Below are 17,814 nucleotides of genomic sequence, written 5' to 3'. Positions count from 1 at the left end.
GAAAGTCGAAATACTCTTAAGGACGGTGCTCTAAAGACAAATATTCTTCAGATTGCATCTCTAACAATCGACTCACGGTACGATCGTATTCAAAGGCCAATCGCGTACCAGTGTAGATATCTGGAATAGCCACTTCAGCAGAGAAAATTACCTTAACATGACGATCATAAAACTCATCCACCAAGTTAATAAAACGTCTCGCTAAATCATCACGCGACGCATCCATTTGAGGTAAATTAGAAATAATTACCGTACTGTAAAGGCGAGCCAACTCAATGTAATCGACCTGACTTCTTGGCCCATCACACAATGCTTTAATATCAAACCAAGCAAGACCTTCACAGCTTCGAATCAAAGGAATATCTCGACCTTCAATTTCTGCCGCACCACCCTCAACAATATGAGAGGCGTCTGAGATGAGACTCTTAAAACGTTCATCCAAGGCTTCATCTGCTTCATCATTTAACGGAAAGTGATAAAGCTTAGCTTGTTTCAATGTGCGTAATCGGTAATCTACACCACCATCTACATTCATCACTTTAGTGTGTTTCTTGACGAGATCGATAGCTGGCAAGAAACGCGCACGCTGCAAACCATTCTTATACAAACCGTCTGGTTCTATATTAGAAGTCGCTACTAAAGTTGTGCCGTTTTCAAACAACACGTCAAGTAACCCCGCCAAGATCATGGCATCAGTAATATCTGTCACAAAAAACTCATCAAAGCACAACACTTGCGCTTTAGATGAAATTTGCTTTCCAACAATCTCTAATGGATTTTTAACATCATGCAACTTACGAAGCTCTTGATGCACCATCTGCATAAAACGATGAAAATGCAGACGCATTTTCTTTTCTGTCGGTAAGCAGTCAAAAAAAGTATCCATCAAATAGGTCTTACCTCGACCTACTCCACCCCAAAAATACAAACCCTGCTCAACTGTCGGTGCCTTCTTTTTTAGAAAACGCCCCAGAAGGCCTCCTGAGGGTTTATCAGCTTGATTAGCAACCAATCGGTCAAATAAATCCTGAAGCGCCTCAACAGCCTCCTCCTGCGCTGGATCATAATTAAAGTCAGCTCTAGTTAAATCTTGCTTGTAACGTGTAATGGGTGTCATCGCCGCTCTTTCGTTAAATTAGTAAATTACGTATATTCTAACAAATTGCATCTTAAACAACACCTATCAAGCTGTTATCGTAGAGGCTGTTTCGCTATAATGTGTTATCTGTTTTTTGGAGAAAGTCATGAACTTGGAAGAATTCAACATTATCATCTTTATTACCGGCATTATTATTGGCTGTGTCGCAACACTTGCTCTTAAAAGCTACAACGCAAAAAATAACAGCAAGAAAGTAAACACCAGCTCCAACATCATCACCATGAAGTCTCTGCAACAAGAACTTGATAATAAACAAGTGATCATTGACAACTTCTTCACCGACAGCAACGAACATCTAGCATCTGCAGAAAAACGTTTAGCTGACCTTAGAAACGCACTGGCTGATAACGCAAGCCAGTTAAGCAACGTTAAAATTGAAAGAAGCGGAGTAGCCGCTAACACTCCAGACACAGAGGAATCTTCATCTTTCGAGCCACCAAGAGATTACGCTTTGAAAAAAGACAAAGAGCCAGGCATGCTCAGTGAGACATTTGGGTTTGATGATAAAAATATGGATATTGAGCCCAAGCGCACTATCTAATACCAATAGCATCAATACAAACTAAAAAGAAAACAAAAAAACGGGCTTTTAAAAGCCCGTTTTTTTTACACATCTGCAATCACCTGCGCTAAGCAGGATTATCCACATCAATAAATACCGCATCCAAGCCACACTCATCTGCAAGATACTCTGCTACAGATCTCGCTCCAAAACGCTCAGTAGCATGATGACCTGCCGCAACAAAGTGAATCCCCATCTCGCGGGCAATATGAATGGTTTGCTCTGAAACCTCACCAGTAATAAACACATCCGCTCCAACGGCTACAGCTCGCTCTATATAACCTTGCGCACCACCAGTGCATAACGCCACACGCTGAATCGGTTGATCGTTAACACTTTCAAACAGTACGTTGCGATCCACGGCCGTCTCGACCATTTTTTGAAACTCGCTGGAGGATACTGGCTTACTTAACTCCCCAACGACACCGATTGACTCCTCAATGGGAACACCGACCTGCAAACCCGATCGATTCAAAAGCCCCAAGGCGTCAGCCAATCCCGCATTATTACCCAGAGTTGGATGCGCATCCAACGGCAAGTGGTATCCATACAAATTAATGTCATTCTTAATCAAAGCAGCAATACGTCGATACTTCATACCAACAATACGGGGATCTTCATTTTTCCAAAAATAGCCATGATGAACAAAGATAGCGTCTGCTTTATATTCAATAGCAGCGTCAATTAACGCCTGACTCGCAGTTACGCCCGTTACAACACGGTTAATCTCTTTTTTTCCTTCCACCTGTAAACCATTGGGCGCATAATCCTTAAATCGACTTGGACTCAATGTCTTATTAAGCAATAACTCAAATTCACTGCGTAGCAAAACAACTCCTTATACTTTATGAATAAAAAATACTACTGGATGCCCATCATTATCTCCATTCTAGCAGGCACTTGTATAGGTCTAGCTGTACTACTTATACAAGAGAAGCAAAAGGTGGCCGACTCCAGCTACTCAACATCTGTGAAAATAGCCACACCGTCGGTTGTTAATATTTACACTCAGGTCATTCAACAAAAAGGTCTGAACGACTCGAGCAAAGCAAAACACAGCATTAACCTCGGTTCCGGCGTCATAGCAACAGAAGATGGCTTCATCCTCACTAATCATCACGTTATTCAAAATGCACAAAGTATTGTTATCGCCCTTCATGATGATAGGCGTGTTGAAGCAAAACTCATCGGCTCAGACCCATCCACCGATCTCGCTGTTTTAAAAATAGATCTACTGAACCTCCCCAATATAAAAATGGGCAACAGTGACAAAGTTTCCGTTGGCGACAAAATCCTAGCCATAGGCAACCCATTTGGAATAGGACAAACAGTGACAGCCGGCATCATTAGTGCAAAAGGTCGCAACAGCATAGGATTGAATACTTACGAAAATTTCCTACAGACCGACGCTGCTATAAACCCAGGCAATTCCGGTGGCGCTTTAGTTAATCTAAAAGGTGAACTCATTGGCATTAGTTCTGCCATATACTCAAGCACTGGTGGCTCTCAAGGAATAGGCTTCGCCACTCCCATTGATGATGCCCTGGATGTCATGAGCGATATAATAAAACATGGTGAAGTCGTACGAGGCTATCTAGGAATGGATGCGCAAAAAATCACACAATCGCTAGCAAAAAATTTACTCTTACCTTCAAATCATGGACTACTGGTAAGCGACATAACAAAAGAAAGTCCGGCGGAAAAAGCAGGAATAGAAGTAGGAGATATAATACTTGAAATTAACAACACACCCAGCGAAGACCCATTTCAAATAAGACATCTAATAGCTTCGTTAAAACCTGGGACACGCATTTCATTGGTAGGTATTCGTGGGCAGCAATCCTATCAGACAAATGTCATGCTAGAAAAGCAACCCACAATGCAGCGCATAACCTATTAAAGAAAATGTTAGCGCTGGAGCTCTACCAGTTCTTTCAGTTTCTGCAAACTGCGTTCAAAATTGCTGCCTGCAATATCATTTGCAAACATAGCAAGGTAAGGACTCAACAAACCCGCACTAAGACTACCGTCGATCGTCCATTTAACCAAAGTGCCGCCATTGACTTCCTGCAATTCAATTTGATTATGAACAAGATTGACCTTCGGCTTAGGACGCACATCAAAACGCACAACATCTTCGGACGACTCAATCACCGACAAAACGCCCTGTTCGGCGGTTTTGTCGTAAAACAAAGCAACGGAATCGCCCTTATTCAAAACACCTTCTGATGTAGCAACTTTACCATCCTGAATAAACATCCAATTTGGCAAACGATCGCCTTGCAGCATATCCTGATAAACCTGATCGCGAGGAGCGTTAATCATTACACTACGCTCCACACGATAGTCTGTCGGCATGAAAAAACCAACGATAACCAAAAACAAGATAACGATTGCAGAAATGCGCGTTACCTTTCGCAACTTATAAAGGGCAGCTGGATGCGATGACTGACTCGCCATCAAGATCCCTTCAGAATACGATATTCTGCCGACATTGCATGCGCCTCTAAAGACTCTCCACGAGCCAAAGGTGCCGCAATCTTCGCTAACTCACTTGCTCCTTCTGGGGAACAGTAAATTAATGAACTACGCTTTTGGAAATCATAGACCCCCAAAGGAGAGGAAAATCTAGCCGTACCAGACGTAGGCAAAACATGATTTGGCCCAGCACAATAATCACCCAATGCCTCTGGCGTATGACGCCCCATAAAAATCGCACCAGCATGACGGATCTTTTCCGCCCACTTTTCAGGCTCATCAATTGACAACTCAAGATGCTCAGCAGCCACGATGTTCGCGATATCCATAGCTTCATCCATATTTTCAACATGGATAAAGGCCCCACGCCCCTCTAACGAAGCTTTAATAATATCTTTTCGACTTTGCGTCTCAACCAAGCGTTCCATCGAAGCTTTGACATCTTTAATAAACGCCAAATCAGGAGAGATCAAAATAGACTGAGCATCCTCATCGTGTTCTGCTTGGGAAAATAAATCCATGGCAATCCAATCTGGATCGGTCTTACCATCACACACAACTAGAATCTCAGAAGGCCCAGCAATCATATCGATACCGACAACACCGAACACCATCTTCTTAGCAGTCGCTACGTAAATATTACCAGGACCGACAATCTTATCGACTTTTGGAATGGACTCTGTGCCATAAGCCAAAGCAGCAACAGCCTGAGCACCACCAATAGTGAACACACGATCAACGCCAGCAATGTAAGCGGCAGCCAAAACGATATCGTTAACCAAACCATCAGGAGTTGGAACAACCATGATAATTTCGCCAACACCGGCCACTTTAGCAGGCATTACATTCATTAATACCGATGAAGGGTAAGCCGCTTTACCACCTGGCACATAAACACCAACACGATCCAAAGGCGTAACTTTTTGACCAAGCACTGTGCCGTCATTTTCTTGATATTGCCAAGAAGGCTGTTTTTGACGTTCATGATAATCATGTACACGCTTTGCAGCCGCCTCTAAACTAGCAACCAGCTCCGCGCTAACTCGGCCTTTCGCCAAAGCCAACTCTTCACGAGAGATCTCAAGCTCTTTAGAAGAAGTAACTTGTCGACGGTCAAATCGGTTTGTAAATTCAATGACTGCAGCATCACCGTTAAGGCGAACTTGCTCAACAATATCAGCGACGGCCTTTTGTACGCCCGCATCAGACACTGAGTCCCATGCAAGCAAAGCATCTAACTCAGTGCGAAAGCCATCAGAGCTAGAAGAAAATTCTCGAATATTCAGGTTCAATTACTTACCCTCGTTATCTTCAACCGCGCGTCTTATCATTTCTAAGATAGGCTCTATTTCAGAGTATTTAGTTTTATAAGCGGCTTTATTTACTACCAAGCGCGTACTGATTGGTGCAATCAACTCACGAGCCTCAAGACCATTTGCCTTTAGCGTATTCCCAGTATCAACGATATCCACAATAAGATCGGCCAAGCCCATAATAGGCGCCAATTCCATCGCGCCATATAGCTTAACCACATCCGCCTGAACACCTTGCTCAGCAAAATACGCTTTCGCCGTTTTAATAAACTTCGAAGCAACTTTCAAACGCCTATTCGGCAAAGGCTGGCCAACAACGCCAGCCGTCATCAAACGACATTTCGCAATTTTAAGGTCCAGCAGCTCGTAAAGATTTTTTGTTGATGCTTCCATCAATACATCTTTACCAGCAACACCAAAGTCAGCCACACCATGATCAACATAAGTAGGAACGTCAGTCGCACGCAAGATAACTAGCTTGATGTGCTCATGATTGGTATCAAATATTAATTTTCGGCTTTTACTAATATCTTCAACTGGAACTATATTCGCTTTTTCTAAAAGCGGTAAAGTTTCACCAAGGATGCGCCCTTTCGACAGCGCAATCGTTAATGTTTTACTCATATTAATTTAAGACCCGTGAAATTTTCGCACCCAATGAACCGAATTTTTCTTCAATACACTCATAACCACGGTCAATATGGTAAATGCGATCAATCTTTGTATCACCGTCTGCTACTAGAGCAGAAAGCACTAAACTTGCTGAAGCTCGTAAATCTGTCGCCATGACTGGCGCACCCTTCAAACGCTCACAACCACGAACGATTGCAGTATTACCATTCACTTCAATATCTGCGCCCATGCGAAGCATTTCATCAACATGCATAAAGCGGTTTTCAAAGATATTTTCAATCACTCGGCCAACACCATTTGCAACCGAGTTCAAAGCAACAAACTGGGCTTGCATATCGGTTGGGAATGCAGGATATGGTGCTGTACTAATATTAACAGCCTCTGGACGACGTCCTTCCATATCGACTTCAATCCAGTCTTCACCACAAGTTACCTTTGCCCCAGCTTCTTCCAGCTTAGACAAAACAGCTTCAAGTGATTTAACGTTGGTATCAATCACGCGTACTTTTCCGCCAGTAATGGCAGCAGCAACCAAGAAAGTACCCGTTTCAATACGATCAGGCATAACTGGGTAGCTTGTACCATGCAATGTTTCAACGCCATCAACAACAATAGTATCAGTGCCATGCCCGGTAATTTTAGCGCCCATAGCAATAAGACACTCAGCCAAATCAACCACTTCTGGTTCACGCGCTGCATTTTCTAAAATGGTTTGACCGTCCGCCAAAGTTGCCGCCATTAGCAAGTTTTCAGTGCCAGTAACCGTTACCTTGTCAAAGAAGATACGCGCACCTTTAAGTCGACCATCAACACTGGCAACGATATCGCCACCTTCCACAGAGATTGTCGCACCCATGGCTTCCAAACCACGTAAATGCAAATCCACTGGACGGCTACCAATAGCACACCCACCAGGAAGAGAAACAACCGCTTTACCAAAATGACTTACCAATGGGCCAAGCACCAAAATAGAAGCTCGCATGGTTTTAACAAGGTCATAAGGTGCTTCACAGTTATTAAGCGTCGACACGTCTAACTGAACGCTCATCTTTTCGTCAACCACAACACCACAACCCATAGAGCCAAGCAGTTCAAGCATGGTGGTAATGTCATGTAGATGAGGTAAATTCTTAATTGTGATCAATTCTTTTGTTAACAAAGTTGCCGCTAAAATAGGCAACGCAGCATTTTTCGCGCCAGAAGCACGAACAACGCCATTAAGCCGAGTACCACCGGTAATCAGAAGCTTATCCATATGTTTAATCTCTTATAATCGCTTTTATAGCTTGCTTAATTGTTCGGGCGTGTAGGTTTTCATTGTAACGGCATGAATCGCGCCACTGGAAATAGCTTCTTGAAGATGCGAGTAGACAAGCTGCTGTCTCTTAACTGTCGACAGACCCTCAAATTCGCTTGTCACTACAACTACTTGAAAATTACAACCTTCTCCTTCAGCAACCACTTCGCAGTTGTTGATAGAGGATTCTAAAAGTGCTTTAACTTCACCTGCGTTCACAGTCGCTCCAAAAAGATAAAAATTCTTGATTGCTTTATTCTACATGAGTACAGCCAACTACTTAACACCTCTAAGCCCAACTCTGAATAAAAAACCACTTGTTTTCCAAGATTTTATTCAAGACTGACAATACTCACTACCACTCTCTACCAAAAATAAAAAATCCGAACTCATAAAATGAGCTCGGATTCTATTATTCACAAAACACAGATCTTACTCAGTTAAGACTTCTTAGCCAAAGACTCTCGCCAAGCAGAAATCGCCAACTCTATGTCATTTTTGTTTTGTTGCATCATGACACCAAATTGCTTACGGAAAGTTAAGCCAAAGTTGATATTATTAATCACCACATTGCTCAACATCCAATTACCAGCCTTGGTTTCTTCCATATAAAAACTGATGTTTAACATCCCACCAGCTTCCATTTGGAAATCCACATCAACTTTTGTTTCTCTCCCCCTTCCCTGAGGACCTAGAGGTAAGACATTAATGCGATCAGCATCAAGCTCTAGCAAAGACGTACCGTAAGTTTTTAACAGTGTATCCTTAGTAACGTTGGCAAAACGAGCACGTTGTTCAGGCGACGCTCTTCGATAATATTTCCCCATTACTTTTTTGGAAAAATCATCAAAATCAACCACACCAGTCAAAATACTGTTAACTCGCTCTTCTAATAGAGCAGGATCTTTAGCCAGCACCGCTTTATCCGCAACAATATCATTACGAAAAGCCTCTACCACTTTAACAACAGTATCTCTTGCTCCTTCCTCATTTGACCAAGTTAAACTTGAACCGAGTAAAGCAAAAACAAAAAAAACACCAGATAAAATCTTAGTCATAACTACTTCTCCGAATCGCCAGATTTAAACAAAAACTGACTGATCAAAGTCTCTAAAACCAAAGCAGACTGAGTATCGTAAATTTCGCTACCATTTTTCAGCACCTCATCATCGGCACCAATAGAAATACCTAAGTATTTTTCACCCAATAGACCACTAGTTAAAACCGCAATAGAGCTATCAGTAGGAATATTATTAACATCTGAATCAATATTCATTGTTACTAAAGCCATATACAGCTCTTTATCAAAGGTGATGGATTCAACATTACCCACAGCCACACCCGCAATAGAAACCTTAGCTCGACTTGTTAGACCTGCAATATCATCAAACCTAGCTACGACTTGATAAGTATCCTTTTTGCTAGAAAAAGCCAGCCCACTCACCTGTACAGCCAAATAAACAAGAGCAGCGACGCCCAACACGATAAAACATCCGACCAATAATTCTGAACGTTTACTTCTCATCCTAAAAATCCCCAAACATAGCAGCGGTTAATACAAAATCTAAAGCCAAAATAGCCAATGAACCCAGCACCACCGTACGAGTGGTTGCTTTACCGATTCCTTCAGAAGTGGGAACACATTCATAGCCTTGATAAACGGCAATCCAAGTTACAACCACTGAAAAACACAACGCCTTAATCAAACCATTAACGATATCGGTATCGAAATACACAGACTGCTGCATGGATGACCAAAATGCGCCATCATAAACACCCAACCATTCGACCGATACAAGATGTCCACCAAGAATCCCCGAAGCAGAAAAAATTAGACTTAAGATCGGTAGACAAATGACGCCAGCAATGAAACGAGGCGCAATGACTCGTCTTAGCGGATCAACACCCATCATCTCAAAACTAGACAATTGCTCTGTCGCCTTCATCAAGCCTATTTCAGCCGTCAACGACGAACCTGCGCGTCCAGCAAAAAGCAGCGCCGTGACAACGGGTGACAACTCTCTCAACAGCGAAAGCGCCAGTAATTGCCCCACCGCCTCTTCAGACCCAAATTTAGCCAAAATACTGTAACCTTGCAGCGACAGCACCATACCAATAAATGCACCCGAAACAATGATAATTACGAGTGACAATACCCCAACAGAATAAAGCTGTTTCACCAGCAAATTCACAGACTCTTTAAAGCGCACAGGCAATCTAAATATGCTTTGCACCAAAAAGATCCCAGCTCGCCCAACAGCCTCAAGCCAATCCAACAAGGACGCCCCTAACAACCCAATAGCTTTCATAGTGCCACCTTAGCGGAGATATCTTCTTCTGGATAATGGAAAGGAACTGGCCCATCAGGCTCACCGTTTAGAAACTGCTTCACTTCAGGATCATTTGAAGCCCGGATTTCATCAGCAGAACCTTCAGCAATAACTCGCCCACCAGCCAAAATACAAACGTGATCAGCAATAGAAAGTGATTCTTCAACATCATGAGAGACAAGCACAGACGTCATATTTGCTGAATCATTCAGCTGACGTATTAGCTTCACAAGCACCCCTTTAGAAATAGGATCTTGCCCAGTAAAAGGCTCATCGTACATGACAAGTTCAGGATCTAAAGCAATAGCCCTAGCCAATGCAACACGTCTCGCCATACCGCCCGATAACTCAGATGGCATTAAACTAGCGGCTCCCCGCAAACCAACACTGTGAAGTTTCTTTGCAACAATGTCCGCTATTGCCTTAGCATCTAACTTAGTATGTTCCTCCATGGGAAAAGCAATATTCTCAGCAACAGACATATCACTAAACAAAGCGCCACTCTGAAAAAGCATCCCCATTTTTTTCCGCACTCTATAAAGTTCAGACCGTGATAAAGCGTGAACATCCTGTCCATCAACTAAAATAGTGCCTGAATTAGGTGCAAGTTGTGCGGCAATCAAACGCAGCAAGGTTGTTTTACCTGTTCCACTAGGCCCCATTACTGCCGTAATTTTACCTCGAGGAATGGTGAGGGATACATTTTCGTAAATTGCCCGCCCTCCCCTAAAAAAACTAACGTCTTGGACTGTTATATAAGCATCTACCACTGACACACCTTTTTAATCCCTATCGAATATCGACCGATACTACCATCGCCCCTAGATAAATAAAATCACAGAGCGGCCAAATACACTTTGTTTGTAAGATCAAGCCTTGAATTTAAACGTCAAACCTCATTAAATGGTACCTCCTGTATCAATGAGTAATATCAATACCATGCTATTGTTTTCTATCGCCCTAATTGTAGGGCTAGTTTTACTGGTTATGAGCTCCGACAAATTCATCGAGCACTCTGCCCTTGTGGCAGAAAAACTCAACGTAAACCCTATGATCATAGGGATAACGCTGGTTGCCTTTGGCACGTCCGCACCAGAAATGGTCGTCTCAGCCATAGCAGCACTTGATAATGCCCCTGAAATTGCCGTGGGTAACGTACTTGGCTCTAACATTGCCAACATCGCCCTTGTCTTTGGTATCACATTGCTTTTTTCGGCTATTCCAATAGCCTCTGGCTTATCTACCAAAGAAGTCCCTCTTGTATTAGGTATCACACTTTTAGCAGGCTTTTTGCTATTTGATCAGACACTTAGCGTATGGGATGGTGTGATACTAATTGCTGCCTTTATTATTATCCTGACAATATTGTTAAGAGGCAGTAAAGACTTAGAAAAAGATTTAAAAGAAGGCCTACCTGAGGACGATGGCACCTCAGTCACGAAATCTCTGATTATTGCGCTAATCGGACTCACTGTATTAATAGGAAGCTCTAAGTTGCTGGTATGGGGAGCAATTGGTATTGCGACAGCACTTGGTGTCAGCGAGCTGGTAATAGGCCTTACGATTGTTGCTGTGGGCACCAGCTTACCTGAACTGGCCGCATCAGTAAGCAGTGTAAGAAAAGGCCATCATGACATAGCAATTGGTAACATTTTGGGGTCAAACATCTTCAATTTGGCCACAGTATTACCGCTACCCGCTCTTATTGCACCAGGACTGGTAGATCAAAGCGTTATACACAGAGATTTCCCTTGGGTATTAGGCCTAACAGCTGCGCTCGCCTTGGCTATCTTCATCTTTAAGAAAACAACAGGTAACAGCATCCCACGATGGGTTGGTATTCCACTTATAGCCTCTTATGGTCTTTACTTATTTATTGTCAGTACAAGTGGTTCGATCTAATGCTTTCACTTAAGAAACTCACGCAACCTAAAAGCCTACTAATCATTGGGGCCGCTATTTTAATAGCCGCCGCAATAGGCTGGTATGGAACAGCGCCAAAAGCATACTTAGTGGAAACCGGTTCACTCAGTAGCTCACCTGACTATTTCATCACCAAGGTCAAAGTAAAAGAGTTTGATAATGACGGAACACTTATTGAAACACTGGATGCTGAACAAACCCTTCATTACATTGCAAAATCCAGAACACTTTTAGAAACCCCTAGTGTCGAACGCTACTCAAAATCAGGTCATTGGAACGCAAAAGCAGATAAAGGGGTTATTGAAGATGGAAGTAATGATATTCTATTAACAGAAAATGCTAGAGCGACTAAAAAATACCTCCAGTCGGAAGATATAAAGCTCAGTGCAGATAACATACATTACTTAGACAATGACAAATCATTAACCAGCTATGGAAATGCGACACTCATCTCCACACAAGGAGAGACCTCTGCTGGCGAAATCACAACCTATATAAATTCAGAAGAAGTCGTGATGACAGGGTCTGTACGAGGAAAATATGAAACAATTCATTAACATCGGTGCGTTGCTAACTTCAGCCCTTATTGGCCAATACGCATATGCCCTACCTGATGACCTTAATAAGCCATTAGAAATACAAGCCAACGAAGCGTCATTCGATCAAAATTCGGGTGAAGCAATTTACAAAGGCAACGTTTTCGTCAAACAAGGCTCTATTGAGATACAAGCACAATACCTTAAAGTATCGACAGACCCTCAAACACGAAAATTCAACAGCCTAGAAGCGAGTGGCAGTCCAGCAAAATTCAGTCAGCAAGTAGATTGGAGCGGGAACATTGTCATCAGTAAAGGCAATGAAATTCGTTATTTAACCAGCGAATCAAAGCTAGAAATCATGGGGAATGGCTACCTAAGTCGAATGCAAAACTCCATCACGGCAGACTACATACTCTATATGATCCAAGATGGCACCTTCAGTGCCGAGAAAAAAGATTCAGGGCGCGTATCAATGACACTACAACCACAAGCGCCACAAAACGAACCAGCACCTGAGACGAAAAAATAGATGGCACTATTAGAAGCAAAACACCTTGCAAAAAGCTACAAAAAACGCCAAGTCGTAAAGGATGTATCTATCTCGGTTGAATCTGGCGAAGCTGTTGGGTTACTAGGCCCAAATGGCGCAGGCAAAACAACATGTTTTTATATGATCGTAGGCATGGTGACAAATGATGCGGGTGGCGTTTTTATTGACGGTGTCGATGTGACTGGCGATGCTATGCATACACGTGCGCAAAAAGGCATCGGCTACCTTCCACAAGAAGCATCAATTTTTCGTAAGATGACCGTTGAAGACAACATTCTAGCCATCTTAGAAACACGCAAAGAACTAACAAAAGCACAACAAAATGAGCGACTGGAAGAACTTCTTGAAGAGTTTCACATTACTCATATTCGCACCAACCTAGGCATGGCATTATCAGGCGGAGAAAGACGCAGAGTAGAAATAGCCAGAGCCGTTGCGATGAACCCAAAATTCATCTTACTTGATGAACCCTTTGCTGGCGTAGACCCGATTTCGGTCGGAGATATAAAGCACATTATTAAACACCTCCAAGAGAGTGGAATCGGCGTTCTAATTACCGACCATAATGTCAGAGAGACTCTAGACATCTGTGACAAAGCTTACATTGTTGGCAATGGTTACATTATTGCATCCGGTGACGCCAATACCGTCATTAACAATGAACAAGTCAAAAAGGTCTATTTAGGTGACGACTTCCGTCTGTAACCCCTTATCATTGCTGTAGAAAGGGAGTAGTATGCACAACTCATTCCAATTCATTCAATTAGAAGAAAGAGTTGCTCTATGAAGCAGTCTTTACAATTAAAGCTCGGCCAACAGCTGACAATGACGCCTCAACTGCAACAGGCTATTCGCTTGCTGCAGCTTTCTACGTTGGATTTAAAACAAGAAATACACGAATTCCTTGAATCTAACCCGCTGCTTGAGCTAGACGACGACGAACAACTGCATAACGAAATACCAGCCAGCATAGAATCCAAAAGTGCCCCTGAGACAACCGTCGATAACAACGAAGAAGCACGCGTTGAATCAGAGTGGACTGAAAGCATCCCCGAAGAACTATCTATCGATAGTAACTGGGATGACACCTATCAAAGTTCTGCTGCTGTCAGTGATCACAATAGTTATGAAGGTGACGGAGACTTCGAAAGTCGCAACGCTCCAGCTGAAAGTATCCAAGACCATCTAATTTGGCAATTGAACTTAACTCACATGTCAGACCGTGACATTGAAATTGCTTATGCCATTATTGAATGCGTTCAACCTGATGGCTACTTAAGCATTTCTACCGATGACATTTGTGAGTCCCTTGGCATCGAATTAGAAGACCTAGAAATAGAAGAAGTCATTGCTGTGCAACATAGACTGCAACGCTTCGACCCTGTTGGCGTATGCTCAATCGACCTACGCGACTGCCTTCTAGTACAACTAGAAGCCTTCCAGAGTCATCCACTTTACAAAAGCACGTACAACCTTATTGACCATTACCTGCCACTATTAGGTAATAGAGATTTCGCACAACTGAGCCGCAAGACAAAACTAAAAGACGAAGCGCTAAAAGAAGTCGTCAACTTGATTCAACAGCTTAACCCGCGCCCAGGTTCAGTGATCGACGCAGATGATACAGATTACGTCATTCCTGATGTTTCAGTGAAAAAGCGTCATGGTGTATGGCAAGTTGAGCTAAACAACGACGCCCTACCGCCAATCAAAATCAATGAAACCTATTCTGCGATGGCGAGCACAGCGGCAACTACAGAAGACGCCACTTACATCAAAACCTCTCTTCAAGAAGCAAAATGGTTCATGAAGAGCTTGCAGAGCCGCAACGAAACATTATTGAAAGTGGCCAGCTGCATTGTAAGTCGACAAATTGATTTTTTCGAACTCGGTGAAGAAGCCATGAAACCCATGGTGCTTCATGATGTTGCAGAAGAAGTGGGTATGCATGAGTCAACCATTTCACGGGTGACGACGCAAAAATACATGCACACACCAAAAGGTATTTTTGAGCTTAAATATTTTTTCTCCAGCCACGTGAATACCGCCTCTGGAGGAGAATGTTCTTCTACCGCAATACGAGCTATGATTAAGAAGCTTGTGTCAGATGAACCAGCGAAAAAGCCATTAAGTGATAACAAGCTAGCGGCTATTTTAGCAGACCAAGGCATACAGGTTGCGCGACGTACTGTAGCCAAATATCGAGAGGCGATGAACATCCCTCCTTCCAATGAACGAAAACGACTGATCTAAACGGATACCATTTTATCATGTCCTTGAAATCATTATTAAAAGCAGAACTTGTTCTCGCAAAACAAGACATTGTTAGTAAGAAACGCGTCCTTGAGAGCCTTGCTGAAGTCGCTTCCAACCGCCTTCATTGCAACAACGAAGAAATCTATGACGCACTACTTGGCCGAGAAAAACTAGGCAGTACAGGCATTGGTAATGGCATTGCCATTCCGCATTGTCGTCTAGAGTCGGCAAACCACACAGCTATCGTTGTCATGTCACTGCAAACTCCAATTGATTTTGACTCTATCGATAAACGAGCGGTCGACCTAATATTTGCGCTGATTGTGCCACCTCAAGAATGCGATCAACACCTTTCTACATTGGCTCAAATCGCTGAGTTAGCACAATCTCCAGAATCACTGGATAAATTACGTGCGGCACAAAGCAGTGAAGAACTATTCAATATATTTGACTCATTAATATAGGTAATAAGCATGCAGGAAGAGTCCGTCACAATCATAAACAAACTGGGCTTGCATGCTCGCGCAGCGGGCAAGCTGGTTGAAACAACCTCTCGTTTCTCTTGCGACATCACCATAGAAAAAGAAGGCCGCAATGTTGATGGAAAAAGCATTATGGCCATGATGATGCTGGCCGCTGGCAAAGGCACTGAAATTCGTGTCAAAACCAACGGTGAAGATGAAAACGACGCAATTAAAGCGGTGATAGAATTAATTAACAATCGTTTTGGTGAAGACGAGTAAGGAATCAATGTCAGAGCAAAACACGCTTAACCACCTGCAAACGGTCACCGAATCGCTCGAATCTGGTGCCACCATGCAAATCCGTTATTTACTTAACGGCGCTTTGCCAGCTCAGGACGTTGCTCGCCTATTAGAGTCCTCCCCTCCCAAAGAACGTAAGCTTCTTTGGGAGCTAATTGAAGCCAAAAATGAAGGCGAAGTACTGCAATATCTGAGCGAAGATATTGGCGTACAATTCATGAAAAACATGGATACAGAGCGATTAATCGCCGTATCCGAACATTTTGAAAGCGATGACCTTGCCGATTTACTACAACATCTACCAGAAAAAATAGTAAAAGAAGTGCTTGCGTCCATGACGACGCAAGACAGAACAAGAGTTGAAGCACTATTAAGCTACTCGGAAGATTCTGCCGGCGGCTTGATGAACACGGACACCATCACCATACGTCCGAATATCACCGTCGACCTGGTGTTTCGCTACCTACGCAGACACAACTCTCTACCAGACATGACAGACAGCCTACTTGTTGTCAGCCGCTCTGATCGCTTGCTAGGCACCTTGCCCCTGACCACACTATTAGTCTCTGACATCAACGCCACAGTGCGCGATATCATGGAGACCGAATTTACTGTTATTGACGCAGAAACCCAAGCCAGCGAAGTAGCACAACTTTTTGAAAAGATGGACTTGGTTTCCGCTCCCGTCATTGATGGAAAAACCAAAAAATTACTTGGCCGTATTACCATCGATGACGTTGTTGACGTTATCCGTGATGAAGCCGAACACTCCATGTTAAGCATGGCGGGTCTTGATGACGACGAAGATACTTTCGCCCCTATCATGAAAACCACCAAGCGACGTGCAGTGTGGCTTGGTATAAACCTAATAACAGCCTTCACCGCATCGTATGTAATAGGTTTATTCCAAGACACTCTGGACCAAGTTGTCGCACTCGCCATACTCATGCCCATTGTTGCCAGCATGGGCGGCATTGCCGGATCACAAGTACTCACTCTGGTCATTCGTGGTATCGCACTCAACCAAATTGGTTCCACCAACACCCGTTGGCTACTCAACAGAGAACTTATTGTTGGGCTCATTAACGGCCTACTTTGGGCAACCGTTATTGCCGCGCTCACCGCACTTTGGTTTGACAACATCAAGATTGCCTATATCATTGCGGGAGCTATCATAATAAATCTGCTATTTGCAGCCACCACTGGTACACTTCTGCCGATTTTGCTGAAAAAAATTGGCATCGACCCTGCCCTTGCAGGCAGCGTAATTTTGACTACCGTGACCGACGTGGTTGGATTCTTATCCTTCCTTGGTCTCGCTACTATTTTTCTAATATAGGTTCCCATGACAGACTTTGATCAATATGAAAACGAAGACGAAATCCCTAAGAGCAAAACCCAGATCAAGCGTGAAATGGAAGCCCTGCAAGATCTTGGTAAAAAACTACTTGCCTTAAGCAAAAACCAACTTAAAAAAGTAGAAATGTCTGACACATTGCGCGAAGCATTCGTTGAAGCTGGCCGAATCAAAAAACACGAAGCCATGAGAAGACACCTTCAATACATCGGCAAGGTAATGCGCACAGAAGACCACGAAGCCATAGCGCATCGCGTAGCATTGTTTGATTCCACCTCTGCCGCTTACAACAAGCTATTTCATCAGCTTGAGATCAAACGAGATGCGCTAATCGGTGAAAACAGCAAAGAAGAGCTGTCTCAATACTTAGAGGAAAACCCTCAAATTGAAGACATCCAACTTCTTAGACAGCTCATTCGTCAATCTCAAAAAGAAGTGTCTCAAGAAGGCAACACTACAAACCGTAAAAAGCTTTTCCGCTTCTTGCGCGAGGCTGAAGAAAAGCGTCTTGGTCTAACAGAGTAAACACCAAGACCAGCTACGCCTTAATAACGCATCAAACCTTCAAAAGCCCATCTTTAATGAGATGGGCTTTTTGTTATTAACTCTAAAAAAACGTCTCTCACAAAAAACCGAACTCACCGTGCAATTTA

22 protein-coding genes are annotated in these 17,814 nt (G+C 43.2%); 11 read left to right on the top strand and 11 right to left on the bottom strand.

Going from position 1 to position 17,814, the window contains the following annotated elements; genetic code table 11:
* Positions 1 to 16: 16 nt before the first annotated feature.
* Positions 17 to 1,117 (bottom strand): cell division protein ZapE, encoded by a 1,101-nt coding sequence (gene zapE / locus AC2A4J_RS15175; RefSeq protein WP_255829022.1) that lies wholly within the window; start codon positions 1,115 to 1,117, stop codon positions 17 to 19.
* Between the two features lie 127 nt (positions 1,118 to 1,244).
* Between zapE and AC2A4J_RS15170 the strand changes: the two genes are divergently transcribed.
* A complete protein-coding gene (locus AC2A4J_RS15170; protein WP_484176627.1) occupies positions 1,245 to 1,700 on the top strand; it encodes a ZapG family protein in 456 nt (151 codons plus the stop codon).
* An 88-nt stretch (positions 1,701 to 1,788) separates the two neighbouring features.
* Here AC2A4J_RS15170 and AC2A4J_RS15165 read toward each other — a convergent pair whose 3' ends face one another.
* On the bottom strand, positions 1,789 to 2,550 hold the full coding sequence (locus AC2A4J_RS15165; protein WP_484176626.1) for a Nif3-like dinuclear metal center hexameric protein: 762 nt from the start codon (positions 2,548 to 2,550) through the stop codon (positions 1,789 to 1,791).
* A gap of 39 nt (positions 2,551 to 2,589) precedes the next feature.
* Here AC2A4J_RS15165 and AC2A4J_RS15160 point away from each other — a divergent pair, with 39 nt between their 5' ends.
* Complete coding sequence (locus AC2A4J_RS15160) at positions 2,590 to 3,621, top strand: S1C family serine protease (protein WP_255829019.1); 1,032 nt, start codon at positions 2,590 to 2,592, stop codon at positions 3,619 to 3,621.
* 8 nt (positions 3,622 to 3,629) lie between these two features.
* Here AC2A4J_RS15160 and AC2A4J_RS15155 read toward each other — a convergent pair whose 3' ends face one another.
* From AC2A4J_RS15155 to AC2A4J_RS15115, 9 genes are all read right to left on the bottom strand, one after another.
* On the bottom strand, positions 3,630 to 4,181 hold the full coding sequence (locus AC2A4J_RS15155) for an SRPBCC family protein (protein WP_484176625.1): 552 nt from the start codon (positions 4,179 to 4,181) through the stop codon (positions 3,630 to 3,632).
* Positions 4,181 to 5,491, bottom strand: a complete 1,311-nt coding sequence (gene hisD, locus AC2A4J_RS15150; RefSeq protein WP_484176624.1) for a histidinol dehydrogenase — start codon at positions 5,489 to 5,491, stop codon at positions 4,181 to 4,183. Before hisD ends, AC2A4J_RS15155 begins: the two co-directional genes overlap by 1 nt.
* Positions 5,492 to 6,136 carry an ATP phosphoribosyltransferase gene (gene hisG / locus AC2A4J_RS15145; RefSeq protein ID WP_205114898.1) on the bottom strand — a complete coding sequence of 215 codons (645 nt, stop codon included), beginning with the start codon at positions 6,134 to 6,136 and terminating at the stop codon, positions 5,492 to 5,494.
* Between the two features lies 1 nt (position 6,137).
* Positions 6,138 to 7,400 (bottom strand): UDP-N-acetylglucosamine 1-carboxyvinyltransferase, encoded by a 1,263-nt coding sequence (gene murA / locus AC2A4J_RS15140; RefSeq protein ID WP_255829016.1) that lies wholly within the window; start codon positions 7,398 to 7,400, stop codon positions 6,138 to 6,140.
* Between the two features lie 24 nt (positions 7,401 to 7,424).
* Positions 7,425 to 7,661, bottom strand: coding sequence for a BolA family protein (locus AC2A4J_RS15135; RefSeq protein WP_484176623.1), 237 nt, complete (start codon positions 7,659 to 7,661; stop codon positions 7,425 to 7,427).
* 221 nt (positions 7,662 to 7,882) lie between these two features.
* On the bottom strand, positions 7,883 to 8,500 hold the full coding sequence (locus AC2A4J_RS15130; RefSeq protein ID WP_255829014.1) for an MlaC/ttg2D family ABC transporter substrate-binding protein: 618 nt from the start codon (positions 8,498 to 8,500) through the stop codon (positions 7,883 to 7,885).
* A gap of 2 nt (positions 8,501 to 8,502) precedes the next feature.
* Positions 8,503 to 8,967, bottom strand: a complete 465-nt coding sequence (mlaD, locus tag AC2A4J_RS15125) for an outer membrane lipid asymmetry maintenance protein MlaD (protein ID WP_255829013.1) — start codon at positions 8,965 to 8,967, stop codon at positions 8,503 to 8,505.
* Position 8,968: 1 nt separating this feature from the next.
* Entirely contained in the window at positions 8,969 to 9,751 is a 783-nt protein-coding gene (gene mlaE / locus AC2A4J_RS15120; RefSeq protein ID WP_255829012.1) for a lipid asymmetry maintenance ABC transporter permease subunit MlaE, read from the bottom strand.
* Positions 9,748 to 10,548, bottom strand: coding sequence for an ABC transporter ATP-binding protein (locus AC2A4J_RS15115; RefSeq protein ID WP_370646889.1), 801 nt, complete (start codon positions 10,546 to 10,548; stop codon positions 9,748 to 9,750). Before AC2A4J_RS15115 ends, mlaE begins: the two co-directional genes overlap by 4 nt.
* A 145-nt stretch (positions 10,549 to 10,693) precedes the next feature.
* On the opposite strand from AC2A4J_RS15115, the gene AC2A4J_RS15110 reads away from it, so the two are divergent.
* From AC2A4J_RS15110 to yjgA, 9 genes are all read left to right on the top strand, one after another.
* Positions 10,694 to 11,674, top strand: a complete 981-nt coding sequence (locus AC2A4J_RS15110; protein WP_370646888.1) for a calcium/sodium antiporter — start codon at positions 10,694 to 10,696, stop codon at positions 11,672 to 11,674.
* On the top strand, positions 11,674 to 12,252 hold the full coding sequence (gene lptC, locus AC2A4J_RS15105) for an LPS export ABC transporter periplasmic protein LptC (protein WP_484176622.1): 579 nt from the start codon (positions 11,674 to 11,676) through the stop codon (positions 12,250 to 12,252). The genes AC2A4J_RS15110 and lptC overlap by 1 nt, the downstream gene beginning before the upstream one ends.
* The gene (gene lptA / locus AC2A4J_RS15100) at positions 12,236 to 12,763 is read left to right on the top strand and encodes a lipopolysaccharide transport periplasmic protein LptA (protein ID WP_255829009.1); all 528 of its coding nucleotides are present in this window, start codon (positions 12,236 to 12,238) and stop codon (positions 12,761 to 12,763) included. Before lptC ends, lptA begins: the two co-directional genes overlap by 17 nt.
* Complete coding sequence (lptB, locus tag AC2A4J_RS15095; protein WP_484176621.1) at positions 12,764 to 13,489, top strand: LPS export ABC transporter ATP-binding protein; 726 nt, start codon at positions 12,764 to 12,766, stop codon at positions 13,487 to 13,489.
* Positions 13,490 to 13,567: 78 nt separating this feature from the next.
* On the top strand, positions 13,568 to 15,037 hold the full coding sequence (locus tag AC2A4J_RS15090; protein ID WP_255829007.1) for an RNA polymerase factor sigma-54: 1,470 nt from the start codon (positions 13,568 to 13,570) through the stop codon (positions 15,035 to 15,037).
* Positions 15,038 to 15,054: 17 nt separating this feature from the next.
* Positions 15,055 to 15,504, top strand: coding sequence for a PTS IIA-like nitrogen regulatory protein PtsN (ptsN, locus tag AC2A4J_RS15085; protein ID WP_255829006.1), 450 nt, complete (start codon positions 15,055 to 15,057; stop codon positions 15,502 to 15,504).
* A gap of 9 nt (positions 15,505 to 15,513) precedes the next feature.
* Positions 15,514 to 15,783 carry an HPr family phosphocarrier protein gene (locus AC2A4J_RS15080; RefSeq protein ID WP_255829005.1) on the top strand — a complete coding sequence of 90 codons (270 nt, stop codon included), beginning with the start codon at positions 15,514 to 15,516 and terminating at the stop codon, positions 15,781 to 15,783.
* A 7-nt stretch (positions 15,784 to 15,790) separates the two neighbouring features.
* A complete protein-coding gene (mgtE, locus tag AC2A4J_RS15075; protein WP_255829004.1) occupies positions 15,791 to 17,143 on the top strand; it encodes a magnesium transporter in 1,353 nt (450 codons plus the stop codon).
* 6 nt (positions 17,144 to 17,149) lie between these two features.
* Positions 17,150 to 17,686, top strand: coding sequence for a ribosome biogenesis factor YjgA (yjgA, locus tag AC2A4J_RS15070; RefSeq protein WP_255829003.1), 537 nt, complete (start codon positions 17,150 to 17,152; stop codon positions 17,684 to 17,686).
* Positions 17,687 to 17,814 lie beyond the last annotated feature (128 nt).

It is taken from the genome of Marinomonas sp. ATLA20 (assembly GCF_057180105.1).
The sequence above is the reverse complement of the archived record's forward strand: the minus strand, read 5'-3'. Positions and strand labels throughout refer to the sequence as shown.